Here is a 23,712-nt window from a genome sequence, read left to right on the forward strand (position 1 = left end):
TTACTTGACAACCCCGCGCCACCCTCGCTACAACACACCCCAGCCAACAACCCCCGGCCATCATGTCCGCCACCGCAACCGAACCACGCCCGACGTCGAGCCTCGACTTCCAGCCCGGCGACATCCTGCTGCAGCTGATCGTCACCCTGCTGGCGCCGATGTTCCTCGCGGTCTGCCGCGGCAACCTCGACTTCGCCCGCATCGCGGCGCTGCAGACCGTCGACGCCTACCGCGCCCGCAGCCCCGTCGACCTGATCGCGGTCGCCCAGATCGTCGCCCACGGCCTGGCCTCGGTCAGCGCCGCCTGCCTGTCGATGGCGGACGATATCTCGCTCGCGATGACCCTGCGGCTGCGCGCCAGCGCCAATGCCTCGGACCGCGCCTGCGACCGCGCCCGCCGAGCGCTGCAAAACACCCGCGCCAGCCCAGCCCCCGACCCGGTGCTCGCCCCCGCCCCGACCCGCGACCTCGCCCCCGACCCCGAGGCCGACCGCAAGGACGCCGAGGTGATCGCCCGCCTCGCCGCCGTGCGCCAGCAGGGTGAGGCGCTGCTGGCCCGCCACGCCGCCGCCCGTCCCGCCGCCCGTCCCGCCGCCCCGGCCCCCGCCGCGCCAACCCCCGCCGCGCCAAGCCCCGCCGCGATCGCCGATCCGGCGCCAACCCCCAACGCGCCGCCTCCCGCCGCGATCGCCGCTCAGGCGCCAACCCCCGCCGCGCCAACCCCCGCCGCGCCAACCCTGGCAATCCCGACCCTGGCAACCTCGGCCGATCCCGCAACCCCGGTCGCCAAAACCCCCCGCCAAACCACCCCGAACCCGGCAGTCCCGGCAACCCCAACCCCCGCCGACGCCGACGCCGAACCCAGCGCAGAAGAATTCCAGCAGCTCTGGGGTGCCGCGATGACCGTCGTCGCCAACGAATACTCCGCCAGCATGGCCGACCTGCCGCCAGACGAACGCGACGCCGCCCGCGCCCGCGCCGACGTGCTGACCAAAGCCGCCGCCGACCTGTTCTCCGGCAACGTCCCGCCTCGCCTCAGGTCAGGCGACCTCGGCACCGCCACCATAACCTGACCGCCACCCCCCATCGTCCTACCGCTTTGTCACGTGGAGCCCACCGCCAATAGAGGCACACTCTGGCATGGTTGGTCTGATGTTGCCTGCTCGATCGTTCACTACCGTGGCACTGATGATGGCGGCCGGTGTCCTGCTTCCGGGCGAGCCGGGACAGCTCATCGCGCAGGACCAGATCGTGCAGTCCAGCCCGATGATCGTCACCACCGACACTCCGGAATACTGCCTGCACCTGCTCGACCGGGTCAGCGAGATGGTCCGCCTCGCCACCATCCCGGTCCCTCGCGAAGTCACCGACCTCACCACCGAAGGTCACCGCATGTGCGCCCACGGCCAGACCCGCGGCGGCATCATGCGGCTGCGCAGCGCGCTGATGATGATGGAAAACGGCCACGCCGCCGCCGCCTACCGTTAAAGCGAGCCTCGATCGATAGAGCGGCTCTATCGCGGCATGGATGGGCTTTCTTGCATCCGCCGGTTTAAACGCCTCCAACTCCTTCTCAAATACATATCCAGTCTGCTCGGGAGGATCGGATGGCCCGCTACGAGCCATGGAATGAAGATCGAGCGCGCGCAATCATCTCCGCCAAGGCCGCCACGGATGGCGCCTGCCTGCCGATCCTGCACGAAATCCAGGCGGTTTTCGGCTGCGTCCCCCCCGCCGCCGAACCCTTGGTCGCCGCCGGACTGAACCTCACCCGCGCCGAGGTCCATGGCATTGTCAGTTTCTATCACGATTTCCGTCGCACACCCCCGGGCCGGCACCGCCTGCAACTCTGCCGCGCCGAGGCCTGCCAGGCGGTCGGCGGCGACGCCGTCGGCGCACAGGTGCGCGAGGCCCTCGCCGTGGACTGGCACGGCACCACAGCCGACGGCGCGGTGACACTGGAACCGGCCTTCTGCCTTGGACTCTGCGCCAGCGGCCCCTCCGCCCTGCTCGACGGCCGCCCGCTCGGACGGCTCGATGCCGCCCGCGTCGATCACATGCTGGACACCCTGGCTTGACCCGGATCTACGTCCCCCGCGACGCCGCCGCCCTCGCCGTCGGCGCCGATGACGTGGCAGCGGCGCTCGCCCCTCACGCCGAAATAGTGCGCACCGGCTCGCGTGGCCTGTTCTGGCTCGAACCGATGATCGAGGTCGCCACCAAAGCCGGCCGCATCGCCTACGGCCCGGTCAGCCCCGCCGACATCCCCGCGCTGCTGGCCGACGGCCTGCTCACCGCCTCGGCGCCCAACCTCCGCCTCGGCGTCCCCGAACAGATCCCCTTCCTGGCCCGCCAGACCCGGCTGACCTTCGCCCGCTGCGGCATCGTCGACCCACTCTCGCTCGACGACTACCGCGCCCATGGCGGCTTCGCCGGCCTCGACGCCGCCCGCGCCATCGGCCCCGCGGCAACCGTGGAAGCGGTGACAGCCTCCGGCCTGCGCGGCCGCGGCGGCGCCGGCTTCCCCACCGGCATCAAGTGGAAAACCGTGGCCGACACCCCGCCCGGCCGCAAATTCATCGTCTGCAACGCCGACGAAGGCGACTCCGGCACCTACGCCGACCGCATGCTGCTGGAAGGCGACCCGTTCAGCCTGATCGAGGGCATGGCGATCGCCGGCCTCGCCGTCGGCGCCACCAAGGGCTACGTCTACACCCGCTCCGAATACCCGCAGGCGATCGCCACCTTCGACCAGGCGCTCGCGATCGCCCGCGCCGCCGGCCTGCTGGGACCCCGCGCCCAGGGCGCACCGGAGCAAACCTTCGACATCGAACAGCGCCAAGGCGCCGGCGCCTACGTCTGCGGCGAGGAAACCTCGCTGCTCGAAAGCCTCGAAGGCCGCCGCGGCCAGGTCCGCGCAAAACCGCCGCTGCCCGCCCATGTCGGCCTGTTCGGCTGCCCCACCGTGATCAACAACCTGGTCACCCTGGCCACCGTGCCCGCCATCCTGCGCGACGGCGCCGCCGCCTACCAGGCCATCGGCATGGGACGCTCGCGCGGCACCATGCCGATCCAACTCGCCGGCAACCTCCGCCACGCCGGACTGTTCGAGGCCGGCTTCGGCCTCACCCTGGGCGAACTGGTCAACGACATCGGCGGCGGCACCCTGTCCGGCCGCCCGATCCGCGCTGTCCAGGTCGGCGGTCCGCTGGGCGCCTACTTCCCGCCCGCCCTGTTCGACATCCCGTTCGACTACGAGGCGTTTACCGCCAAGGATGGGCTAATCGGCCACGGCGGCGTCGTGGTGTTCGACGACACCGTCGACATGGCCCGCCAGGCTCGCTTCGCCATGGAATTCTGCGGCATCGAATCCTGCGGCAAATGCACGCCCTGCCGCATCGGGTCGGTGCGCGGCATGGAAACCGTGGACAAGATCCTCGCCGGCCACAACGTCGATGCCAACCTGGAACTGCTGCGCGACCTTTGCCACACCATGAAGTTCGGCTCGCTCTGCGCCCTCGGCGGGTTCATCCCGTACCCGGTGCTCAGCGCGATGAACTTCTTCCCGGACGATTTTCGCCAGGGCGATCGCCTGGCCGCTGAATGAAGGAGCCTTCGCTCATGTCGATGCTGCAAGAGATCGACTACGGCACCCCAGCCGTTACCACCCCAGCCGTTACCATCCCAGCCGTCACCACCCCAGCCGTCACCAACCAGGCCGACCCCGCCCAGGCCAACCCCGCCCAGGCCGAACCCGGCCAGGCCAACCCCGCCCAGGCAAATGTCACCCTGACCATCGACGGCCGCGAGGTCACCGTGCCCGAGGGCACCTCGATCATGCGCGCCTCGATGCACGCCGGCATCAAGGTGCCCCGACTGTGCGCCACCGACAGCCTGCAAAGCTTCGGCAGTTGCCGGCTGTGTTTGGTGCAGATTGACGGCCGCAACGGCACCCCGGCGTCCTGCACCACCCCGGTCGCGCCGGGGATGGCCGTGCACACCGTCAGCGACAATCTGCGCCGGCTGCGTCGCGGGGTGATGGAACTCTACATCTCCGACCATCCGCTGGACTGCCTGACCTGTGGGGCCAACGGCAACTGCGAACTGCAGGACGCCGCCGGCGAGGTCGGGCTGCGCGACGTGCGCTACGGTTACGACGGTGAAAACCACCTCGCCGCCCCGATCGATGCCTCCAACCCGTATTTCAACTTCGATCCCGCCCGCTGCATCGTCTGCTCCCGCTGCGTGCGCGCCTGCGAGGAAGTGCAAGGCACCTTCGCGCTCACCATCCAGGGCCGCGGCTTCGACTCCAAGGTCGCCGCCAGCATGGACGAGCCGTTCCTGACCAGCGAATGCGTGTCCTGCGGCGCCTGCGTGCAGGCCTGCCCGACCGCGACCCTGATCGAGAAATCGGTGGTCGAAATGGGCCAGCCGGAGCACGCGGTGGTGACCACCTGCGCCTATTGCGGCGTCGGCTGCAGCTTCAAGGCGGAGATGCGCGGCGATCAGGTGGTGCGCATGGTGCCGTGGAAGGACGGCAAGGCGAACCACGGCCACTCCTGCGTCAAGGGCCGCTTCGCCTGGGGCTATGCGCAACATAAGGACCGCATCCTGGCGCCGATGATCCGCGACAAGATCTCCGACCCGTGGCGCGAGGTCAGCTGGGACACAGCCATCGCGCGCGTCGCTTCGGAGTTCAAGCGCATCCAGGCCAAGGCCGGCAAGGACTCGATCGGCGTGATCACCTCGTCACGCTGCACCGATGAAGAAACCTACCTGGTGCAGAAGCTGGCCCGCGCCGCCTTCGGCAACAACAACACCGACACCTGCGCCCGGGTGTGCCACTCGCCGACCGGCTATGGGCTGGGCAAGACCTTCGGCACCTCGGCCGGCACCCAGGATTTCGACAGTGTCGAACAGTCCGACGTGATCATCGTGATCGGCGCCAACCCGACCGACGGCCATCCGGTATTCGCCTCACGCATGAAAAAGCGGCTGCGCCAGGGCGCCAGGCTGATCGTGATCGATCCGCGCCGCATCGACCTGGTGCGCACGCCGCACGTCGCGGCGTCCTTCCATCTGGCGTTGCGGCCCGGGACCAACGTCGCGATGCTGACCGCGCTGGCCCATGTGATTGTCACCGAGCGGCTGGCGGCGCAAGACTTCATCGCCGAACGCTGCGACACCGATGCGTTCGCCGACTGGGCGGCGTTCGTCTCCGAACCGCGCCACAGCCCCGAGGCGCTGGAAGCGACCACTGGCGTCCCCGCCGCACAGGTGCGCGGCGCCGCCCGGCTGTTCGCCACCGGCGGCAACGGCTCGATCTACTATGGGCTGGGGGTCACCGAACACAGCCAGGGCAGCACCGCGGTAATGGCGCTCGCCAACCTGGCGATGGTCACCGGCAACATCGGCCGGCAGGGGGTCGGGGTGAACCCGCTGCGCGGCCAGAACAACGTCCAGGGCAGTTGCGACATGGGCAGCTTCCCGCACGAGTTGCCCGGCTACCGCCATGTCAGCGACCCAGGCGTGCGCTCGATCTTCGAAGCCGAATGGGGCGTGCCGATCAACCCCGAACCCGGCCTGCGCATCCCCAACATGCTGGATGCCGCGGTCGATGGATCGTTCCTCGGGCTCTACGTGCAGGGCGAAGACATCGCTCAGTCCGATCCCGACACCAAGCACGTCACCGCCGGACTGTCGGCGATGGAATGCGTCGTCGTGCACGATCTTTTCCTCAATGAAACGGCCAATTACGCCCATGTGTTCCTGCCCGGCGCCACCTTCCTGGAGAAGGACGGCACCTTCATCAACGCCGAACGCCGCATCAACCGCGTGCGCAAGGTGATGGAACCGCGCGCCGGCCTCGGCGACTGGGAGGTGACCCAGGCGATCGCCAACGCCATGGGCTATCCGATGCACTACAACCATCCGTCCGAGATCATGGCCGAGATCGCCCGCACCACCCCGACCTTCGCCGGGGTGACCTACGACAGGCTGGAGCAAGGGTCGGTGCAGTGGCCGTGCAATGACGCCATGCCCGACGGCACGCCCATCATGCACGTCGATCGTTTCGTCCGCGGCAAGGGCAACTTCGTGATCACCGAGTACGTCGCCACCGACGAAAAGGTCGGGCCGCGCTTCCCGCTGCTGCTGACCACCGGGCGGATCCTGTCGCAATACAACGTCGGCGCGCAGACCCGGCGAACGGCCAACGTGGTCTGGCACGCCGAGGACCTGCTGGAGATCCACCCCCACGATGCCGAGGAACGCGGCGTCAAGCACGGCGACTGGGTCCGCCTGCGCAGCCGAGCCGGAGAAACCACCTTGCGCGCCACGGTGACCGAACGGGTGGCACCGGGCGTGGTCTACACCACCTTCCACCACCCGGTGACCCAGGCCAACGTGGTCACCACCGAATTCTCCGACTGGGCGACCAACTGTCCGGAATACAAGGTGACCGCGGTGCAGGTCTCGCCGTCCAACGGGCCGTCCGACTGGCAGGTCGAGTACCAGGCGCTGTCGGCGGAAAACCGCCGGATCGAGGCGGTGCCGGCGGGTGATTGAGGCCGTCGCCATGAGACCCCTGGCCGCCGCCGATGACTGACCCCATCGTCCGCGCCGCGCGGGTCGCCTGGCGCGGCGATGCCTGCGCTGACGGCCTCCGTTCGGTGCCGCGGGAAACCCCGGTCGCGCTGACCTACAACCGGTCCACCCACGCGGTGATGCTGGCCACACCCGCCGACCTCGAGGACTTCGCCATCGGCTTCAGCCGCTCCGAGGGGGTGATCGAGACCGCTTCCGACATCCTGGCGCTCGACATCGTCGAGGTCGCCGACGGCATCGAATGCCGCATGGACCTCGCCCCCGACCGGCTCGCGGTGTTGACCCGGCGCCAGCGCCGCCTGGCCGGCCCCAGCGGCTGCGGGCTGTGCGGACTGGACAGCCTGGCGGCGGCGATCCGTCCGGCCCCCGCGGTGCCCGAGGGCCGCGCCTTCAGCGCCGCGATGATCCAGGACGCGATGCGCGCGATGCCCGAAGCGCAGGTGCTGAACGCCGCCACCCACGCGGTTCACGCCGCCGCATTCTGGACCCCCGAACACGGCCTGGTCGCGCTGCGCGAGGATGTCGGCCGGCACAACGCGCTGGACAAGCTGGCCGGCGCATTGGCGCGCGGCGGTGGGGTGGAAGGCGGGGTGCCGGCGGCCGATGGCCTGGTGCTGCTGTCCAGCCGGGTCTCGGTCGAGATGGTGCAGAAGGCGGCGACCCTGGGTGCGGCGGTGATCGTCGCGGTCTCGGCCCCGACCTCGCTGGCGATCGAGGTCGCCAACCAGGCCGGCCTGACCTTGGTCGGTGTCGCCCGCGACGACGGCTTCGAGGTCTTCACCCACCTCAACCGCATCACCGCACGGACCACCCGCCATGTCGCATGACAGATTGGGCTACATGGCCAACCAGATCGGTCGTTTCTTCCAATCACAGAAACCGGAGACCGCGGTGGCGGCGATCGAGGACCATCTGCGGAAGTTCTGGGACCCACGCATGCGCCGCGCAATCGTCGCCCAGTTGGCCGACGGGAAGGTCGAACTGGACCCGCTGGTGCGCCAGGCGGTCGAGCGCCTGGACCGCGCCTGACCGGGCGTTCCGGTTGCCCGACCGGGTATTCTGATCGCTGACCGGGCGTTCCGATTGCCTGACCCTGCGTTCTGATCGCTGACCGGGCGTCCGATCGCACGATGAAGCATGCCGCCCGAACCGCGGCCAATCCCGGCAACGGCGTCGCCAATCCCGCAGCGGCGCAACTGATCCCTCAGCGGCAGCATCCCGATGACCCGAAGCAACCAACGTCCGTTTCGTGTTTCGCGACGGCCGGCGATCAGCCGGATTTGCTTTGGCAGCCTGCGACGGGGTCCATAACATCGACCCCAAGCGCTGAACAAATCCGCGCACACCAAGCAAACGACCAGGGAGAGACAGAATGACGGGCAACTCGTTCTTGAGCAGGGACCATATCGTTGCCGGCGCCAGGTTCAATCGCTGGCTGGTGCCTCCGGCCGCGCTTGCGATCCATCTCAGCATCGGCATGGCCTACGGCTTCTCGGTGTTCTGGCTGCCGATGACCCACCTCATCGCCCACGCCGATCCCGCGCTCTGCGCCGGGCAAGGCTTCGGCGCCGAACTGGTCAGCAAGACCTGCAACTGGACCGTGCCGGCGGTCACCTCGGTGTTCGAGATCTTCATCGCCGTGCTCGGCCTGTCCGCCGCGCTCTGGGGCGGCTGGCTGGAGCGAGCCGGACCACGCAAGGCCGGACTGATTGCCGCGCTGTGCTGGGGCGGCGGCCTTGTGCTGCTGGGCATCTCGGTGTCGCTGCACCAACTCTGGTTGGTCTATCTGGCGGCGGTGATCTGCGGCATCGGCCAGGGCCTGGGCTACATCACGCCGGTCTCCACCCTGATCAACTGGTTTCCCGATCGCCGCGGCCTGGCTACCGGCCTCGCCATCATGGGCTATGGCGGCGGGGCGATGATTGGCGCCCCGCTGGCGGTCTGGCTGATGGCGCGGTTCAGCGCAAACGGCATCCCCGGGGTGGCGCCGGCGCTGATCGCCTTGGGAGTGATCTACTTCATCTTCATGGCCGGCGGCGCGCTGGGCTTCCGTGTCGCGCCGGAGCGCTGGCAGCCGGCCGGGTGGACGCCGCCGGCCACAGAGGCGACGAATGCGATGATCACCCCGGCCAACGTGCTGGTCGATACCGCCTGGAGGACGCCGCAGTTCTGGCTGATCTGGGGCGTGCTCTGCCTGAACGTCACCGCCGGGATCGGGGTGATCTCGATGGCCAGCCCGATGCTGCAGGACGTATTCGGTGCCAAGCTGGTCGGGGTCGACACCGCCACGGCGCTGACCGCCGGACAGAAGGCCGCGATCGTCGCCGCAGCGGCCGGGCTGGTCGGGCTGATCAGCCTGTTCAACGCGCTGGGCCGCATCTTCTGGGCGTCGCTGTCGGACAAGATCGGGCGCAAGACGATGTACTACGCGATCTTCGTCATCGGCATCGTGGTCTATGGCCTGCTGCCGACCTGGGGGCACCTCGGCCTGCCCAGCCTGTTCGTGCTGTCGATCTGTGTCATCCTTTCGATGTACGGCGGCGGCTTCTCAACCGTGCCGGCCTATCTGGCCGACATCTTCGGAACCCAGATGGTGGGTGCGATCCATGGCCGGCTGATCACCGCGTGGTCGGTCGCCGGCGTTATCGGGCCGGCCTTGATCGCCGGGCTGCGGCAGTTTCAGCTCGATCATGGCGTGGCGCATAACCTGGTCTATGACATCACGCTCTATGTCATGGCCTTCCTGCTGTTCTGCGGGCTGGTGTGCAATTACTTCGTCAAGCCGGTGGATGCCAAGTATCACGCCAGTCATCTCGAGACTCAGGGCGGCAAGGACCGCGGGCTCGCCGGCACCCAGTCGGTGGCGCGTGGCGGCTTCGGCCTGGTCGGCGTGCTGGCCTGGCTTGCGGTCGGCGTGCCGTTCCTGGTCGGGCTCTCCATCGCCTGCACCAAGGTCGCCGCGCTGGTCTAGCCCTGGGTCAGGCCGACGATGACGGGCCGCTGGCGCGGGTCCGCGTGGCGTGCGCCGCGAGCCAGCCCATCGCGGCGCCGGGTTCGCTGTCGGTGGTCGGAAGATAGGGCTTGATGTCTAACAGTGCGGTGCCGTCGACGCAGTCCAGGTAGCGCACCTTCAGCGTGTCGGGGGCCGCGAGCCCGTCGAACGCAACGACCGACAATCCGATCGGATTGGGACGGAACGGCGCGCGGGTGGCGAACACGCCGCGCGACCGGGAATCGAACGGGGGGGTGAGGCTAAGCCTCGGCTGGGGTTGCGGGCCGAGCCAATAAAGCAGGATCAAATACGAGAAGCCGTCGAGACTGCCCAGGCCGTCGAGGAATTCGGGGAACAGTTTCGCGGCGCAGTCCGGCGCCGGATTGGGCTGACGGCCGTTGCGCGGGCAGTCGGCAATCGAGGTCCACGGCGTGTGCAGCGTGCCGATCGGGTGCAGCCGCATTTCGGATGTGTCGGGCACGGAAGATTGCCTTCAGGTAGGTCCCGGATCATCGGCCGGTGGCGCGGACGCGGCAAGCTTGGGGGTTGCTGGTGTCGGGGGTTGGCGTTGCACAGGATATGATCCGGGAGGGCGTTGGTTCGGCCGTCAATTGCAAATAGTAAGCAGCGTTTTGACTTGGATGGACGACACCGGCTCTGTGGCTCCGTGTCGAAGTTGTCCTGGCGCGGTCGAGTTGCGGCGCTCGTGACCGCTCGCGCCGACTGGGATGGTTGCGGTTCGATCCGCGCGGGCTGATCTACCCGCGACTGACCGTTGGGCGCTGGCCGATGATGCGTCCGGCGCCACGCCGCTCGGCTTGACACCGCCCGGCCACTGAACCTTGATCGGGGTCGCACCAGAAGCGGGAACGCGATGACCCAGAAGACCAAGCTGCGCGCCAGCTTCGCCGAAGCCGTGGCCGACATCGCCGACGGCAGCACCATCGCCTTCGGCGGTTTCGCCATGCCGGGCACGCCGTTCAACCTGATCAAGGCGCTGATGGCGCAAGGCGCCAAGCGGCTGACCCTGGTGGCCAATACCACCGGCGGCGCGCAGCAACCCAGGATGCCCGACATCGGCATGCTGGTGGAGAACGGCCAGGTCGCCAAGGTGATCTGCGCCTTCACCGCGGCGACGCGCCCGACCGATGTGCTGCCGTTCACGAAGTATTACGAGTCCGGCGAGGTGGAGGCCGAGCTGGTGCCCCAGGGCACGCTGGCGGAACGGCTGCGCGCCGCGGGGGCTGGAATCCCGGCGTTCTATACGCCCGCGGCGGTCGGCACCGAGCTGGCCCAGGGGCGCGAAACCCGCGTCATAGAGGGTCGTGAATACCTGCTGGAATACGCTCTGTCGCTGGACTACGCCTTGATCCGAGCTCGCACCGCGGACGCGGCCGGCAACCTGCGCTTCCACCGCTCGCAGCGCAATTTCGGCCCGGTGATGGCCACCGCCGCGCGCTGCACCATCGCCGAGATCGACGAACCGGTGCTGCCGCTCGGCGGCATCGATCCGGACGATGTGCATACACCCGGTATCTACGTCCATCGCCTGGTGCAGGTGCCCGCCGAACCCAACGGCATCTGGCCCAGCAAGCGGCAGGCCAGGGGACAGGAGACCAGGCGATGAGCGGCAGCAAGGGCCTCAGCCGGCAGCAGATGGCCGATCGCGTGGCGCGCGAGTTCCAGGATGGCTGGATCGTCAACCTGGGCGTCGGCATCCCGACGATGTGCTCCAACACCGATATCGGCGACCGCGACATCACCTACCATTCCGAGAACGGGGTGATCGGCTATGGCGGGGTGGCGCCGGAGGGGACGGAGGACCTCAACCTGGTCAACGCCGGGGGCCAGAACGTGACGTTGAAGCCGGGCGCGGCGGTGGTGCACCATGCCGACAGTTTTGGGGTTATCCGCGGCGGCCACATCGATGCGACCGTGATGGGGGCGTACCAGGTGTCGATGGGCGGGGATTTCGCCAACTGGAAGCTGAAGGGCCAGAAGGGCGGCGGCATTGGCGGAGCGATGGACCTGGCGGCGTGCGCCAAGCGGGTGTTCATCATCCTGGAGCACGTCACCCGCGACGGCAAGCCGCGGCTGGTGACGGCGTGCGATCTGCCGGTGACGGCGCGCGGCGTGGTGACGCTGGTCGCGACGAATTACGGGCTGTTCGAGCCGACCGGTTCGGGTTTCCGCCTGCGTGAGATCGCACCGGGGCTGACGGTGGACGAAATCCGCGCGGTGACGGGTGGGACGCTGAGCGTGGCGGACCGGCTGGGGACGGTCGCTGTTGGGGGATAAGGACGACCCAGGGCAACGCCGGTCGGCGGCGCGGGACAGCGCGATGGTGTTCGATACCAAGGTAGCTTTCCTGATCTTGGATAACCTGGCGGTGTGGCAGAAGCTGAACGTCACCGCATTTCTGGCGACCGGCATCGCCGCCGCCGCGCCGGAGGCGATGGGGCTACCGTATGAGGACGCGGCCGGTCGCGCGTTTGCCAGGCTGCTGGGTCAGCCGATGCTGGTTTTTGCCGCCGCTCCGCAGAACCTGCAGCGTGCCTATCGCCAGGCCGGCGAGCGTGGCCTGACGACGGCGGTCTATGTGCGGGCGATGTTCGCCACCGGACACGACGAGGCCAACCGGGCGGCGTTCCGAGCCGAACCGGTCGATGCGCCCGATCTGGTCGGCTTGGCTTTGCGCGGGCCGAAAAAGGACGTCGACAAGGCGACCAAGGGGTGTTCGCTGCACGCTTAGAGCGGTTTTCGTGCGCCTTGGCTGGCGGACCTCGCGCTAACACTTTGTTGGATCGCGTGATTCACCGCTTCGGTGATTCCACCTGCGCGGATCACGCTGAGCCGGACACTGAGCGGTTGCCTCTCCGCTCGACGGCCGGGACGTGCTAGACCATCTTCGGCGTGACTCTGCATGCTGATGATGGTCTGGGTCTTTGTTTTGTCGCATAATCCACGCGCCTTGAACGTTCCGCCGAAGCCGCGATCATGCTCTAGATCGTGGTAATGTCGGCCGACACGATCTTCGCCCTGGCCTCGGGTTCCAGCCGAGCCGCGATCGCGGTGCTGCGGGTCAGCGGGGCGGCCAGCGGACCCGCGGTGGCGGCGCTGTGCGGCGGCGTGCTGCCGGCGCCGCGACATGCGTCATTGCGCCGGCTGCGGGATCGGTCGGGTGCGCTGCTGGACCATGCGCTGGTGCTCTGGCTGCCTGGACCCGCCAGCTACACGGCTGAGGATTCCGCCGAACTCCACCTGCACGGCGGCCGCTCGGTGATCGATGGCGTCGCGGCGGCGCTGACCGAAGCCGGGTTGCGCCCCGCCGAAGCGGGGGAATTCACCCGCCGCGCCTTCCTCAACGGCCGCATGGACCTGCTGGAGGCCGAGGCGGTGCACGACCTGGTGGCGGCCGAGACCGAGGCACAACGCCGCCAGGCGCTGCGCCAACTCGAGGGCGCGCTGGGGGCGTTGTATCAGGACTGGGCAGACCGGTTGCGCGGGCTGCTGGCCTACCAGGAGGCGCTGATCGACTTTCCCGATGAGGACCTGCCGGCCGAGGTGGAGCAGCAGTTGCTGACCACGCTGCGCGCTGTGCGCGGCGAGATCCAGGATCATCTGAACGACGCCGGGCGCGGCGAGAAGCTGCGCGAGGGCCTGTTCTTCGCCATCACCGGCGCCCCCAATGTCGGCAAATCGACGCTGATCAACGCGCTGGCGGAACGCGAGGTGGCGATCGTGTCCGACATCCCCGGCACCACTCGCGATGCGCTGGAAACCAGGGTGGTGCTGGGCGGCGTGCCGGTGACGCTGGTGGATACCGCCGGGCTGCGCGAAGCCGGCGACAGTATCGAGGCCGAGGGCGTGCGCCGGGCGCTGGCGCGGGCCAGGGACGCCGATCTGGTGATGGTGGTGGTCGAGGCGGGTTCGGGGGCGCCGGCCGCGCCGCCCTTCGGCGAGCCCGGTGGCCTGTTGCTCGCCGGGCCCGGCTATCTGTTGCCCGCCGGGCCCGGCTATCTGCTGCCCGCCGGGCCCGGCTATCTGTTGCCCGTCGGGCCCGGCTATCTGCTGCCCGCCGGGCCCGGCTATCTGCTGCCCGCCGGGCCCGGCCATCTGCTGATCGCCAACAAGGCCGATCTCGGGTTGGAGGGTCCGCCGAACGCGCTGCGGATCAGCGCGATGACCGGTCTGGGGATGGCGGAATTGCGCGCCCGCCTGGCCGAGGCGGTTCGGCACATGACCGAATCGAGCGGCCCGCCGCCGCTGACCCAGGCGCGCCATCGCGCCGCCCTGTTGCGCGCGGCGGACCATCTGGATGCCGCCGAACGCGCCGACCTGGCCGAACTGCGCGGCGAGGACCTGCGCCTGGCGATGCGCGCGCTGGGCCGGATCACCGGCCATGTCGGCGTGGAAGATATTCTTGATACGGTGTTTTCGCGATTCTGTATCGGCAAGTAATGGTAGGAAATTCAGGCTTTATGGAGACGCGTTCCACATCCGCAGAAAGCGTATCGGCACCCGATGCCCGTGCATCGCCGCCACAAGCGCGTGAGCGAATAGCCCATGATGTCCGCACGTATTATTCGGCAGAGTGCAGCACCGGGATAGGCACCGTCCACTCAAGATAATCTCCCCATTTCCGGTCGATCATAGACCGGACTTTTTAATCACTTCGCCCGTGCACGCACGGCGGCCAGTCCGCCGTCAACGTCAATTGGACACCCGGCCAGCATCGACGGACGACCGGCGATCGCGCCACCCTGCAAGGCGTCGCGTCCCGCCGCTCAAGGTCAATTCGCCTTGACCAGCACGTAGCTTCCGGGGGCATCCTCGATCGGTTTCAGCTTGCCGTCGCCGGGCTGGCGGGCGGCAACCTGGGTCTTGCTGGAGGCGAGGATCCAGCGCTGCCAGTCGGGCCACCAGGACCCTGCCATCTCGGTGGCGCCGTGCAGCCAGGCCTCCGGTTCCGGCGGCAGGTCCTGGCTGATCCAGTGGCCGTATTTGCCGCCCTCGGGCGGGTTGACCACGCCGGCGATGTGGCCCGAGGCGGCCAGCACGAAACGCTTGCTGCCGCCCAGCAACTGGGTGCCGCGATAGGTCGATCGCCACGGTGCGATGTGATCTTCCCGGGTCGATAGGAAATAGGCCGGCTGCGTGATCCTGCCGAGGTCGATCGGCACGCCGTCGAGTTCGATGCCGTTCGGCCTGGCCAGCAGGTTTTCCTGATACATCCGGCGCAGGTAGAAGCTGTGCATGCGCGCCGGCATGCGGGTGGAATCAGCGTTCCAGTACAGCAGGTCGAAGGGGAACGGATCGTTGCCCATCAGATAGTTATTGACCACAAACGACCAGATCAGGTCGTTGGCGCGCAGCATGTTGAACGTCTTCGCCATCTCGCTGCCTTCGAGATAGCCGCGCTTGTTCATCTTGTCCTCCAGCGCCTGAAGCTGTTCCTCGTCGATGAACACGCCGAGTTCGCCGGCCTCCTGGAAGTCCATCATGGTAACGAAGAAGGTGGCGGTCTTGATGCGGTCGTCGCCCTTGTCGGCCATGTAGGCCAGGGTGGAGGCGAGCAGGGTGCCGCCCAGGCAATAGCCGATGGCGTTGACCTCGCGTTCGCCGGTGGCGGCCTCGATGGCATCCAGCGCGGCGAGGTAGCCTTGCTTCATGTAGTCCTCGAAACCCTTCTCGGCGAGCCTCTCGTCGGGGTTGACCCAGGAGATCATGAACACGGAATGGCCCTGCGCCACCGCCCAGCGCACGAAGCTGTTCCGCGGCCGCAGATCCAGGATGTAGAACTTGTTGATCCAGGGCGGCGCGATCAGCAGCGGGCGGCGCAGCACCTTGTCGGTGGACGGGGTATACTGGATCAACTGCATCAGCTCGTTTTGGTAGATCACCTTGCCCGGCGAGACGCCGATATTGTCGCCGACCTTGAAGGCGTCGGTATCGGTCATCTTGATGCTGAGCTTGCCCTTGCCGCGCTCCAGGTCGCCGAGCAGGTTATTGAGGCCTTTGAGCAGGTTTTCGCCGCCGGTTTCGGCGGTTCGGCGCAGCACCTCGGGATTGGTCAGCAGGAAGTTCGACGGGCTCATGGCGTCGATGAACTGGCGGGCGTAGAAATCGACCTTCTGCGCGGTCTTGGGGTTCAGGCCATCGACCTGGGTGACGACGTCCTGCACGAAGCGGGCGGACAGCAGGTAGGACTGCTTGATGAAGTCGAAGACCTCGTTTTCCTTCCAGGCGTCGTCGCGGAAGCGTTTGTCGCTGGCGCCTGGGTCGATCACCGGCGCGGAGTCCATGCCCATGATGCGGCGCGTGGTGTTCTGCCACAGCGTGACGTAATCCTGCCAGAAACCCAGTTGCGCCTGCATCAGGCGGCCCGGGTTGGCCATCAGACGGGCGGTCATTTCGAGGAAGGCGCGGCCGATGTTGAGCGGATCCGCGGTGTGATCCTGTTGCGCCTGGCGCTTCAGCCATTCGCCCACCAGTCGCTGCGAGCGTTCGGCGACGTCGGCCATCGAGCGGCCGACCACGGACGGGTCGGGCATCCTGAAGCCGGCCAGCTCCGGCGTCGCCGGGACGGAGGCGGCCGACGCGGCGGTCGGGGTCGGAGCAGCGGCGGGTGTGGTTGCAGCGACGGAAGCGGAAGTGCCTTTAGGGGAGGCGCCGTTGGAGGAGGCGCCGTTGGGGGAGGCGCCGTTGGGGGAGGCGGCGGAGTGGGAGCTGGCGGGGGACGTTCCCGCGTTCTTGTCGTTCGGCGCCATTGGAGACATCCTTTGCGTCGGCCACACCAGCGGCTACACAGGCCGCCGGCAGCGGGGAGCGGAACCGGCATATGGTGGTCAGCGAGACAGGCGCGCAAGCTAATGCCCCGAGGTCGAGGTTCGCCATATCAGGCGAACCTCGACCTCGGGGCACCAGCCATTTGTTTTCAGTGGCCTGCCGATCCCATGCGTCCGCCGCGAGGTGCGGCGAACTTCTGGGGCAGGACACTAGTGGGGTGAAAAAACCGAGGCAAGCCGGATTGCGGGGCGCTGCCATGTTGGTTTTGGCGGGCTGGACGCTGAGCGGCTGTTCGTCGTCATCGTCGATGAACCCGGTCAACTGGTGGCATCGTGCCGAGGGCGGCAAGATCGCTCAGCAGCGGCCGGCGCCGCCGGGGGCGGACCAGGCCTATCCCAACCTGGCGACGGTACCGGCGAAGCCGGCGCCGGTGGACCAGAAGGCGTTGGACCAGTTGACCAATTCGCTGATCGCCGATCGCACCAATGCGCAGCACGCGGCGGAGGCGTCGCCGCTGGCCGATCCGTCCTCACCCACCGCGTCGCCGAACCTGTTCGGAGTGGGTACCGCTCCGCCGCCGCCGCCGGCAGGGGTTGCCGCCTCGGCGGGGTCGTCCGCTGGGTCCGGGTCGGCGGGGACGCCGTTGGCGAGTGCCTCGATTCCGGCGGTCACGGCACCCTCCCCGGCGCCGTTACCGGCGCCACGCAAGCCGGTGCAGAGTGCGCCGCTTGACGCGCCCGTGGGGGCATCGGCGGGGGCATCGGCGGGGGCAGCGGCGGCTGATGCATCCGGCGCGCCGACTGCTGGGGGGGCGGCTGCGAACGCATCGGTTGCGCCGGGGTCGAGCGCAGCGAGCGGGACGGGGTCGAGCGCAGCGAGCGGGACGGGGTCGAGCGCTGCGAGCGGGACGGGGTCGAGCGCAGCGAGCGGGACGGGGTCGAGCGAGGCGCCCGGGACGACCATCGCGGGGGTGTCGCCGGCATTGCCGGCCGGTCCGCCGCCGCGCCCAGCGGCCGCCGGAGAACCGCCCGTGGCGGCGGCGGCACCGGCGCCGATGCCGGCGCCCGTGGGTGGTCCGTCGGCTCGGATCGTGTTCCTGGAGCGGGCGTCGAACCTGTCGCCGCCGGCCAGCGACGAGGTCAAGGCGTTCGCCAGCAAGCGCGGCAACGGCACGATTTCAGTAGTCGGCTATGGCGATTCGGTGTCGAGCGATCCCGATGCCCAATCGGCGGCGCTCGATCTGGGGCTGTCGCGGGCGCAGTCGATCGTCGATGCGCTGAAGTCGGCGGGCGTTCCGGGCAACGCGATCCGGGTCAGCGCCGAAGCGTCCGGTCGCGGCGCTTCGCTGCGGGTGATACAGTAACGGCTTCGCGCGCGATTTATTCGGCGGTTTCCGCCGCACTCCGAAAGGCCTGTCATGAGCAGCGATTCGTCCGGCGAGTTTCATCGCATCCGCCGCCTGCCGCCCTACGTGTTCGCCGAGGTCAACACCGCCAAGGCGAAGGCGCGCGGCGCCGGGGAGGACATCATCGACCTCGGCATGGGCAACCCCGACAGCCCGACGCCGCCGCACATCGTCGCCAAGCTGATTGAGACGGTGCAGGATCCGCGGTCGCACCGTTACTCGGTCAGCAAGGGGATCCCAGGGTTGCGGCGGGCGTTGGCGGCGTATTACCAGCGCCGGTTCGATGTCGGGCTGGACCCGGAGACCGAGGTGGTGGCGACACTGGGGTCGAAGGAGGGGTTGGCCAACCTGGCCTCGGCGATCACCAGTCCGGGCGACACCATCCTGGTGCCGAACCCGTCCTATCCGATCCATCAGTTCGGCTTCATCATCGCCGGCGCCGCGGTGCGCAGCATTCCGGCGACGCCGGATGAGGAGATGCTGCGGGCGCTGGATCGCGCGGTACGGCACTCGGTGCCGAAGCCGACGGCGTTGATCGTCAACTTTCCTTCGAATCCGACGGCCTATCTGGCGAGTCTTGAATTCTACAGGGAGATCGTCGGGTTCGCCCGGCGGCACGAGATCTGGGTGATGTCGGACCTGGCCTATGCCGAGGTCTATTTCGGCGACCAGCCGCCGCCGTCGATCCTGCAGGTGGCGGGAGCGAAGGACATCGCGGTGGAGTTCACCAGCCTGTCGAAAACCTATTCGATGCCGGGCTGGCGGATGGGGTTCGCGGCCGGCAATCCGCGGCTGATCAATGCGCTGACGCGGATGAAATCGTATCTGGATTATGGCGCGTTCACCCCGATCCAGGTGGCGGCGGCGACCGCGCTGACCGGTCCGCAGGCCTGCGTCGAGCAGATGCGGGGGCTGTATCGGGAGCGGCGGGACGTGCTGATCAAGGGGCTGGCCTCGGCCGGGTGGGAGATGCCGACCCCCGAGGGGTCGATGTTCGCCTGGGCGCCGGTGCCGCCCAAATATGCCTCGCTGGGCAGCGTCGAGTTTTCCAAGTTGCTGCTGGAGCGGGCCAAGGTGGCGGTGGCGCCGGGCTTGGGCTTCGGCGAGCACGGCGAGGGCTATGTGCGGATCGCGCTGGTGGAGAACACGCATCGGTTGCGGCAGGCGATTCGCAACATCCGCGGCTTTCTGCAGGCCGGGTCGAACGTGGCCGACCCGCTATTGTCGGAGGCGGAGGTTCGATGAGCCATCCGCTATCGGTTGCGCTGGCCGGGCTGGGGACGGTTGGCGGCGGCGTGCTGACGATGCTGCGCGACAATGCCGACATCGTCGCCGCCAGGGCCGGGCGGCCGATCGTGGTGACGGCGGTCTCGGCCAGGGACCGGACGAAGGATCGCGGGTTCGGTTTGTCCGGGCTGCATTGGTATGAGGATCCGGTGGCGCTGGCGGCGGATCCTGGCGTCGAGGTCGTGGTGGAGCTGATCGGCGGGTCGGACGGGGTTGCGCTGACGGTGGCGGAGGCGGCGTTGCGGGCGGGCAAGCCGTTGGTGACGGCGAACAAGGCGCTGCTGGCGGTACACGGCGCGGCGCTGGGCCGGCTGGCCGAGCAGGCCGGGGTGGCGCTGGGGTTCGAGGCAGCGGTGGCCGGGGGGATTCCGGTGATCAAGGCGTTGCGCGAGGGCCTGTCGGGCAACCGGATCAGCGCCGTGGCCGGCATCCTGAACGGCACCTGCAACTATATCCTGACGCAGATGCGTGAGCGTGGGCGGGAATTCGCCGAGGTGCTGGCGGATGCGCAGAAGCTGGGTTACGCCGAGGCTGATCCGAGTTTCGACATCGACGGCATCGACGCGGCGCACAAGCTGGCGATCCTGGCGGCGCTGGCGTTCGGCCGGCCGGTGGCGTTCGAGGCGGTGCATATCGAGGGCATAAGGCGGATTTCGGCGCTCGATATCGCATTTGCCTCGGAGCTTGGCTATCGCATCAAGCTGCTGGGGATCGCGCGGCGGACCGAGGCCGGGATCGAGACCCGGGTGCACCCGTGCATGGTGCCGGGAATGGCGCCGATCGCGCGGGTGGACGGGGTGTTCAACGCGGTGGTGGCGGAGGGCGATTTCGTCGGCCGGGTGATGCTGGAGGGACGCGGGGCGGGGGCCGGACCGACCGCGTCGGCGGTGGTGGCCGATCTGATCGATATCGCGCGCTGCCGGCTGACGCCGGTTTGGGGGGCGTCGGGGTCGGCGCTGTCGGATGCGCCGTCGCTGCCGATGAGCAGCCATGTCGGGGCGTATTATTTGCGGCTGATGGTGGTGGACCGGCCCGGTGTGATCGCCGACGTCACGGCGATCCTGCGCGATATGGGGGTGTCGCTGGAATCGATGCTGCAGCGCGGGCGCAGCCCGGGTGAGGCGGTGCCGGTGGTGCTGGTGACGCACGAGACGAAGGAAAGCGCGATGCGTGACGCGCTGGACCGGATTGCGGCGCTGCCGACGGTGATGCAGGAGCCGACCTTGATCCGGATCGAGTTGGGGTAGGGGGCGATGCGGCGGGTGTGTCGGCGGGGATGCTGCGAAGCTCGCGCTGGCCGTTCCGGATCGTCTGGGCCTGTTCCGGGCACAACAAGCCGGCGCAAACGACAGTGTTGTGTGCGATCAGGATTTCCCGCACCGAGGGGATCGTGGTGTACGCTCAGTCATTGGCCCAGGTTTCGGTCTGGTTGTTGGGCGACAGCGATACCGGGGCGGTGAAGGCGGCTTCCTCGTGCGCGTAACTGATACAGGTCGGGCATCCAAGAATTGCTTTCAGAGGCACCCTGGGAACGATACCGGGCGCGGTGATCACGCTGCGGGGGCCGGCTTGCGCGGTCAGGGGAACGTCGATCACGTTGCTTAGCTTTGACTGAATGACGGCTTGCCGGGGCCATTGCTCGCGGGTCGCCGTCCACGAGAGTTGGGAAATCCTGCACGGTCTTTGACCGGCGTTTGGCGCAACGTGGCTTCCAGGCGGCTGGATAGCACGATCGATGGCGCAGTGTGAGATTTGCTCGGTCGTCCCATGGCGTTGTCTCGGCGCAACCGCCAGGTTACTTTGACAACATTAGTGGTTGGGTCTGTAGTTTTGTCCGCCATGGCGAAGCTGACCGATCATACGACCTACGCGGACGCGCAACGTCTGTTCTCCACCGCCCGGTTTTGGGAGATGTTCGACGGCAGCCGGGAGCGGCTGAATATCGGGTGGGAATGCGTGGACCGTTACGCCAGCGAAGGCGGGGATGCCGGCGAGGGCAGGGTGGCGTTGCGCGTGGCGCACGCCGATGGGGGTGACGAAGCCATCAGCTTTGCCACTCTGGCGGCGGCGTCGTCACGGTTTGCGCATTGGCTGGAGGCCGAGGGCGTGATGGCGGGCGATCGCGTGGCGATCATGCTGGAGCCATGTCTGGCGTTCTATGCGGCGTTGTTCGGCACGATCAAACGGGGTGCGATAGCGGTGCCGTTATTCACCCTTCTCGGGGCCGATGGCGTGCGGCTGCGGACCGATGATTGCCGGCCTCGGCTGCTGCTGGCGGACACGGAAAAGGCCGGCCAACTGACGGTTGCGAAAGATTTGCGCGTCGTCGCCGTGGGTGCGGCGTTCATCGAGGCGTTGGCCACGTTTCCGGACCGTTACGAGGCAACGACCGCGTCGACCGACCTCGCGATCTTTCAGTATACGTCGGGCACCACGCGTGAGCTGCCGGCGGCGATCAAGCACACCCAGCGCGCGCTGGTGGTGGTGATGAACGCGGCGCTATATGGCACCGGCCTGCGGCCTGGGGATCGGTTCTTTTGTCCGTCCTCACCGGCCTGGGGCCACGGGCTGTGGCACGGCACGCTGGCGCCGCTGGCGTTGGGGATCGAAACCGGTGCCTATGGCGGCAAGTTCAGCGCCGAGCGGCTGTTGCAGGCGCTGCAGGATTATCGGTCGACCAATCTGTCGGCGGCGGCGACGCATTACCGCATGATCAAGAACTGCGACCGTGTTGGTGCGTATCGGTTTTCGTTGCGCAAGCTGTCGTTCACCGGTGAGCCGATCGATCAGGATGCCGTCGCGTTCACAGAACACGCGTTCGGCCGCAAGCTGTGCAGCATGTATGGCACGACGGAGGTGGGCGTGATTCTCGCCAACTACCCGGGCGCCGAGGATTTCGAGGTCAGGCCGGGTTCACTGGGGCGTCCGGTTCCCGGAGTGGATGTCGAGGTGCAGCGAGCGGACGGCACGCGCTGCGGGTTCGACGAATTGGGTGAGATCAAGGTGCGGCGCCACGATGCGTGGTTTCCGACCAAGGATCGCGGCCGGATGGATGCGGACGGGTATTTCTACCATGCCGGCCGAGCCGACGACGTGATCATATCGGCTGGCTGGACGATGAGCGCGGTCGAGATCGAGAACAGCCTGCTGAAGCATCCGGGCGTTCACGCGGCGGCGGTGATCGGCGTGCCGGATCCGTTGCGTGGCCTGGTGGTCAAGGCGTTCGTGGTGCCGGGTCCCGGGCGGCCCACCGATGCGGCGGCGATCGCCGACATCCAGAACTTCGTGCGTGGCCGTCTGAGCCAGCACGAGTTCCCCAGGGTCATTGCCTTCGTCGATGACCTGCCGCGGACGCCGGCCGGCAAGATCAACCGAAAGGCGCTGCGGGACGCGGAAGCAGCCGGCAGCCACACGGAGCAAGCATGAGCGCGGACCCCACTCGGCGTTTCCCGAAGATCACCGACAAGGCGGTGGATGCGTTACGATCACGGAAGAACATGCCCATTGAGAACACCGCCGAGCCATGGTGCCATGAGGCGACTCGGGACAACATACGGCACTACGCGCATGGCATCGGCGACGACAACCCGTTGTGGTGCGAGCCGGCCTACGCGGCAAGGACCCGGTTCGGCGATATTGTCGCGCTGCCGAGTTTTCTGTTCGCCACCAGCCGGATCATCTCGGGCTATGTCGGCGGCATTCCAGGCGTGCATGCGATGTGGGCCGGCGCGGACTGGACCTGGCACCAGCCGGTGCTGCGCAACCAGGCGATCGGCACCGAGGCGTGGCTGAAAGACCTGATCGAGCACGAAACGGAATTCGCCGGGCGGGCGATCCAGCAGATCTATCATGTGAATTTCTTCAATTCTGGCGGCGAGCTGGTGGCGGAGGCTGATAGCTGGTGCTTTCGCACCGACCGCGATCAGGCACGCGAACGGGGCACCAAGTACTCCGAGGTCCGCGCCCGTGCGCCCCGGGTGTATACCGACGATGAACTGGGTCGGGTGTCGAAGCTGTATGAAGCGGAGGTGGTTCGTGGCGCGGTTCCTCGTTACTTTGAAGATGTGAACGTCGGCGAGGCCTTGCCGACGATGGCCAAGGGACCGATGACCGTCACCGGCTTCATCGCTTTCGCCCAAGGGTGGGGTGGGCTGTATATCAGAGCGAACAAGCTGGCGTGGCGGCAGGCGCAGAATCATCCGGGCCTTGGCATCAAGAACCGGTTCGGCATTCCCGACTGCCCTGAGCGGGTACACTGGGAGCCGGAGTTTGCCTTGATGGTCGGCGCGCCGGGGGCGTACGATTATGGTCCGGAACGTTGTTCCTGGCTTACTCATCATCTGACCAACTGGATGGGCGACGATGGCTTCCTGCGGCGCGCGAGCTGCAAGATCCGCCGGCACAATCCGGAGGGTGATCTGCTTTTCATCGACGGCAGGGTGGTGCGGAAATTCGACCAGGACGGGCGCCATCTGGTCGAGATCGAGCAATCGGGGCACAACCAGGATGGCGAGCTTTCGGTGCTTGGGAGCGGGGTGGTGGAGTTGCCGTCCCGATAGCGGCGGGGCGGGTCAGGAGCGGCTGAGCCGGCAGCCGGTTTGGTCCAGGACACTGGCACTATTGTCAATCGACG

Annotated in this window: 21 protein-coding genes; 17 read left to right on the forward strand and 4 right to left on the reverse strand. The window is 67.9% G+C overall.

Features of this window, described 5'->3' with window-relative positions:
• Nucleotides 1–62: 62 nt before the first annotated feature.
• The 8 genes from ACQY4Y_RS18790 to ACQY4Y_RS18825 all read left to right on the forward strand — a co-directional run bounded on the left by ACQY4Y_RS18790 (nt 63) and on the right by ACQY4Y_RS18825 (nt 9,577).
• A complete protein-coding gene (locus tag ACQY4Y_RS18790; RefSeq protein WP_428492111.1) occupies nt 63–1,073 on the forward strand; it encodes a hypothetical protein in 1,011 nt (336 codons plus the stop codon).
• Nucleotides 1,074–1,140: 67 nt separating this feature from the next.
• The gene (locus ACQY4Y_RS18795) at nt 1,141–1,488 is read left to right on the forward strand and encodes a hypothetical protein (protein ID WP_428492112.1); all 348 of its coding nucleotides are present in this window, start codon (nt 1,141–1,143) and stop codon (nt 1,486–1,488) included.
• A 119-nt stretch (nt 1,489–1,607) separates the two neighbouring features.
• Complete coding sequence (locus ACQY4Y_RS18800; protein WP_428492113.1) at nt 1,608–2,078, forward strand: formate dehydrogenase subunit gamma; 471 nt, start codon at nt 1,608–1,610, stop codon at nt 2,076–2,078.
• A complete protein-coding gene (locus ACQY4Y_RS18805; RefSeq protein WP_428492114.1) occupies nt 2,075–3,607 on the forward strand; it encodes an NADH-ubiquinone oxidoreductase-F iron-sulfur binding region domain-containing protein in 1,533 nt (510 codons plus the stop codon). The genes ACQY4Y_RS18800 and ACQY4Y_RS18805 overlap by 4 nt, the downstream gene beginning before the upstream one ends.
• 14 nt (nt 3,608–3,621) lie before the next feature.
• Nucleotides 3,622–6,567 (forward strand): formate dehydrogenase subunit alpha, encoded by a 2,946-nt coding sequence (fdhF, locus tag ACQY4Y_RS18810; protein ID WP_428492115.1) that lies wholly within the window; start codon nt 3,622–3,624, stop codon nt 6,565–6,567.
• Between the two features lie 32 nt (nt 6,568–6,599).
• A complete protein-coding gene (gene fdhD, locus ACQY4Y_RS18815; protein WP_428492116.1) occupies nt 6,600–7,433 on the forward strand; it encodes a formate dehydrogenase accessory sulfurtransferase FdhD in 834 nt (277 codons plus the stop codon).
• Nucleotides 7,423–7,635 carry a formate dehydrogenase subunit delta gene (locus tag ACQY4Y_RS18820; RefSeq protein WP_428492117.1) on the forward strand — a complete coding sequence of 71 codons (213 nt, stop codon included), beginning with the start codon at nt 7,423–7,425 and terminating at the stop codon, nt 7,633–7,635. Before fdhD ends, ACQY4Y_RS18820 begins: the two co-directional genes overlap by 11 nt.
• Nucleotides 7,636–7,978: 343 nt before the next feature.
• A complete protein-coding gene (locus ACQY4Y_RS18825; RefSeq protein WP_428492118.1) occupies nt 7,979–9,577 on the forward strand; it encodes an OFA family MFS transporter in 1,599 nt (532 codons plus the stop codon).
• Between the two features lie 7 nt (nt 9,578–9,584).
• Here ACQY4Y_RS18825 and tsaA read toward each other — a convergent pair whose 3' ends face one another.
• Nucleotides 9,585–10,079 carry a tRNA (N6-threonylcarbamoyladenosine(37)-N6)-methyltransferase TrmO gene (gene tsaA / locus ACQY4Y_RS18830; protein ID WP_428492119.1) on the reverse strand — a complete coding sequence of 165 codons (495 nt, stop codon included), beginning with the start codon at nt 10,077–10,079 and terminating at the stop codon, nt 9,585–9,587.
• A gap of 393 nt (nt 10,080–10,472) precedes the next feature.
• Here tsaA and ACQY4Y_RS18835 point away from each other — a divergent pair, with 393 nt between their 5' ends.
• The 4 genes from ACQY4Y_RS18835 to mnmE all read left to right on the forward strand — a co-directional run bounded on the left by ACQY4Y_RS18835 (nt 10,473) and on the right by mnmE (nt 14,059).
• Nucleotides 10,473–11,225 carry a CoA transferase subunit A gene (locus tag ACQY4Y_RS18835; RefSeq protein ID WP_428492120.1) on the forward strand — a complete coding sequence of 251 codons (753 nt, stop codon included), beginning with the start codon at nt 10,473–10,475 and terminating at the stop codon, nt 11,223–11,225.
• Nucleotides 11,222–11,896: a 3-oxoacid CoA-transferase subunit B gene (locus ACQY4Y_RS18840; protein WP_428492121.1), complete on the forward strand. Its 675-nt coding sequence runs from the start codon at nt 11,222–11,224 to the stop codon at nt 11,894–11,896. The genes ACQY4Y_RS18835 and ACQY4Y_RS18840 overlap by 4 nt, the downstream gene beginning before the upstream one ends.
• Nucleotides 11,886–12,350: a DUF2000 family protein gene (locus ACQY4Y_RS18845; RefSeq protein WP_428492122.1), complete on the forward strand. Its 465-nt coding sequence runs from the start codon at nt 11,886–11,888 to the stop codon at nt 12,348–12,350. The genes ACQY4Y_RS18840 and ACQY4Y_RS18845 overlap by 11 nt, the downstream gene beginning before the upstream one ends.
• Nucleotides 12,351–12,613: 263 nt before the next feature.
• Complete coding sequence (mnmE, locus tag ACQY4Y_RS18850) at nt 12,614–14,059, forward strand: tRNA uridine-5-carboxymethylaminomethyl(34) synthesis GTPase MnmE (protein ID WP_428492123.1); 1,446 nt, start codon at nt 12,614–12,616, stop codon at nt 14,057–14,059.
• A gap of 332 nt (nt 14,060–14,391) precedes the next feature.
• Here the strand turns inward: mnmE and ACQY4Y_RS18855 are convergent, their stop codons facing one another.
• Together ACQY4Y_RS18855 and ACQY4Y_RS18860 are read right to left on the reverse strand one after the other, a co-directional pair.
• The gene (locus ACQY4Y_RS18855; protein ID WP_428493676.1) at nt 14,392–16,152 is read right to left on the reverse strand and encodes a PHA/PHB synthase family protein; all 1,761 of its coding nucleotides are present in this window, start codon (nt 16,150–16,152) and stop codon (nt 14,392–14,394) included.
• Nucleotides 16,153–16,777: 625 nt separating this feature from the next.
• Entirely contained in the window at nt 16,778–17,350 is a 573-nt protein-coding gene (locus ACQY4Y_RS18860; RefSeq protein WP_428492124.1) for a hypothetical protein, read from the reverse strand.
• Between the two features lie 67 nt (nt 17,351–17,417).
• On the opposite strand from ACQY4Y_RS18860, the gene ACQY4Y_RS18865 reads away from it, so the two are divergent.
• Genes ACQY4Y_RS18865 through ACQY4Y_RS18875 form a run of 3 tightly spaced genes read left to right on the forward strand, consistent with a single transcriptional unit; the run spans nt 17,418 to nt 20,326 of the window.
• Nucleotides 17,418–17,750, forward strand: coding sequence for an OmpA family protein (locus ACQY4Y_RS18865; RefSeq protein WP_428492125.1), 333 nt, complete (start codon nt 17,418–17,420; stop codon nt 17,748–17,750).
• A gap of 54 nt (nt 17,751–17,804) precedes the next feature.
• The gene (locus ACQY4Y_RS18870; RefSeq protein ID WP_428492126.1) at nt 17,805–19,037 is read left to right on the forward strand and encodes an LL-diaminopimelate aminotransferase; all 1,233 of its coding nucleotides are present in this window, start codon (nt 17,805–17,807) and stop codon (nt 19,035–19,037) included.
• Nucleotides 19,034–20,326 carry a homoserine dehydrogenase gene (locus ACQY4Y_RS18875; RefSeq protein ID WP_428492127.1) on the forward strand — a complete coding sequence of 431 codons (1,293 nt, stop codon included), beginning with the start codon at nt 19,034–19,036 and terminating at the stop codon, nt 20,324–20,326. Before ACQY4Y_RS18870 ends, ACQY4Y_RS18875 begins: the two co-directional genes overlap by 4 nt.
• 154 nt (nt 20,327–20,480) lie before the next feature.
• Here the strand turns inward: ACQY4Y_RS18875 and ACQY4Y_RS18880 are convergent, their stop codons facing one another.
• A complete protein-coding gene (locus ACQY4Y_RS18880; protein WP_428492128.1) occupies nt 20,481–20,675 on the reverse strand; it encodes a hypothetical protein in 195 nt (64 codons plus the stop codon).
• A gap of 243 nt (nt 20,676–20,918) precedes the next feature.
• On the opposite strand from ACQY4Y_RS18880, the gene ACQY4Y_RS18885 reads away from it, so the two are divergent.
• Nucleotides 20,919–22,505 (forward strand): acyl-CoA synthetase, encoded by a 1,587-nt coding sequence (locus tag ACQY4Y_RS18885; RefSeq protein ID WP_428492129.1) that lies wholly within the window; start codon nt 20,919–20,921, stop codon nt 22,503–22,505.
• The gene (locus ACQY4Y_RS18890; protein WP_428492130.1) at nt 22,502–23,638 is read left to right on the forward strand and encodes an FAS1-like dehydratase domain-containing protein; all 1,137 of its coding nucleotides are present in this window, start codon (nt 22,502–22,504) and stop codon (nt 23,636–23,638) included. Before ACQY4Y_RS18885 ends, ACQY4Y_RS18890 begins: the two co-directional genes overlap by 4 nt.
• Nucleotides 23,639–23,712 lie beyond the last annotated feature (74 nt).

The sequence above is a fragment of the Rhodopila sp. genome (genome assembly GCF_965277165.1).
GTDB lineage: Bacteria > Pseudomonadota > Alphaproteobacteria > Acetobacterales > Acetobacteraceae > Rhodopila.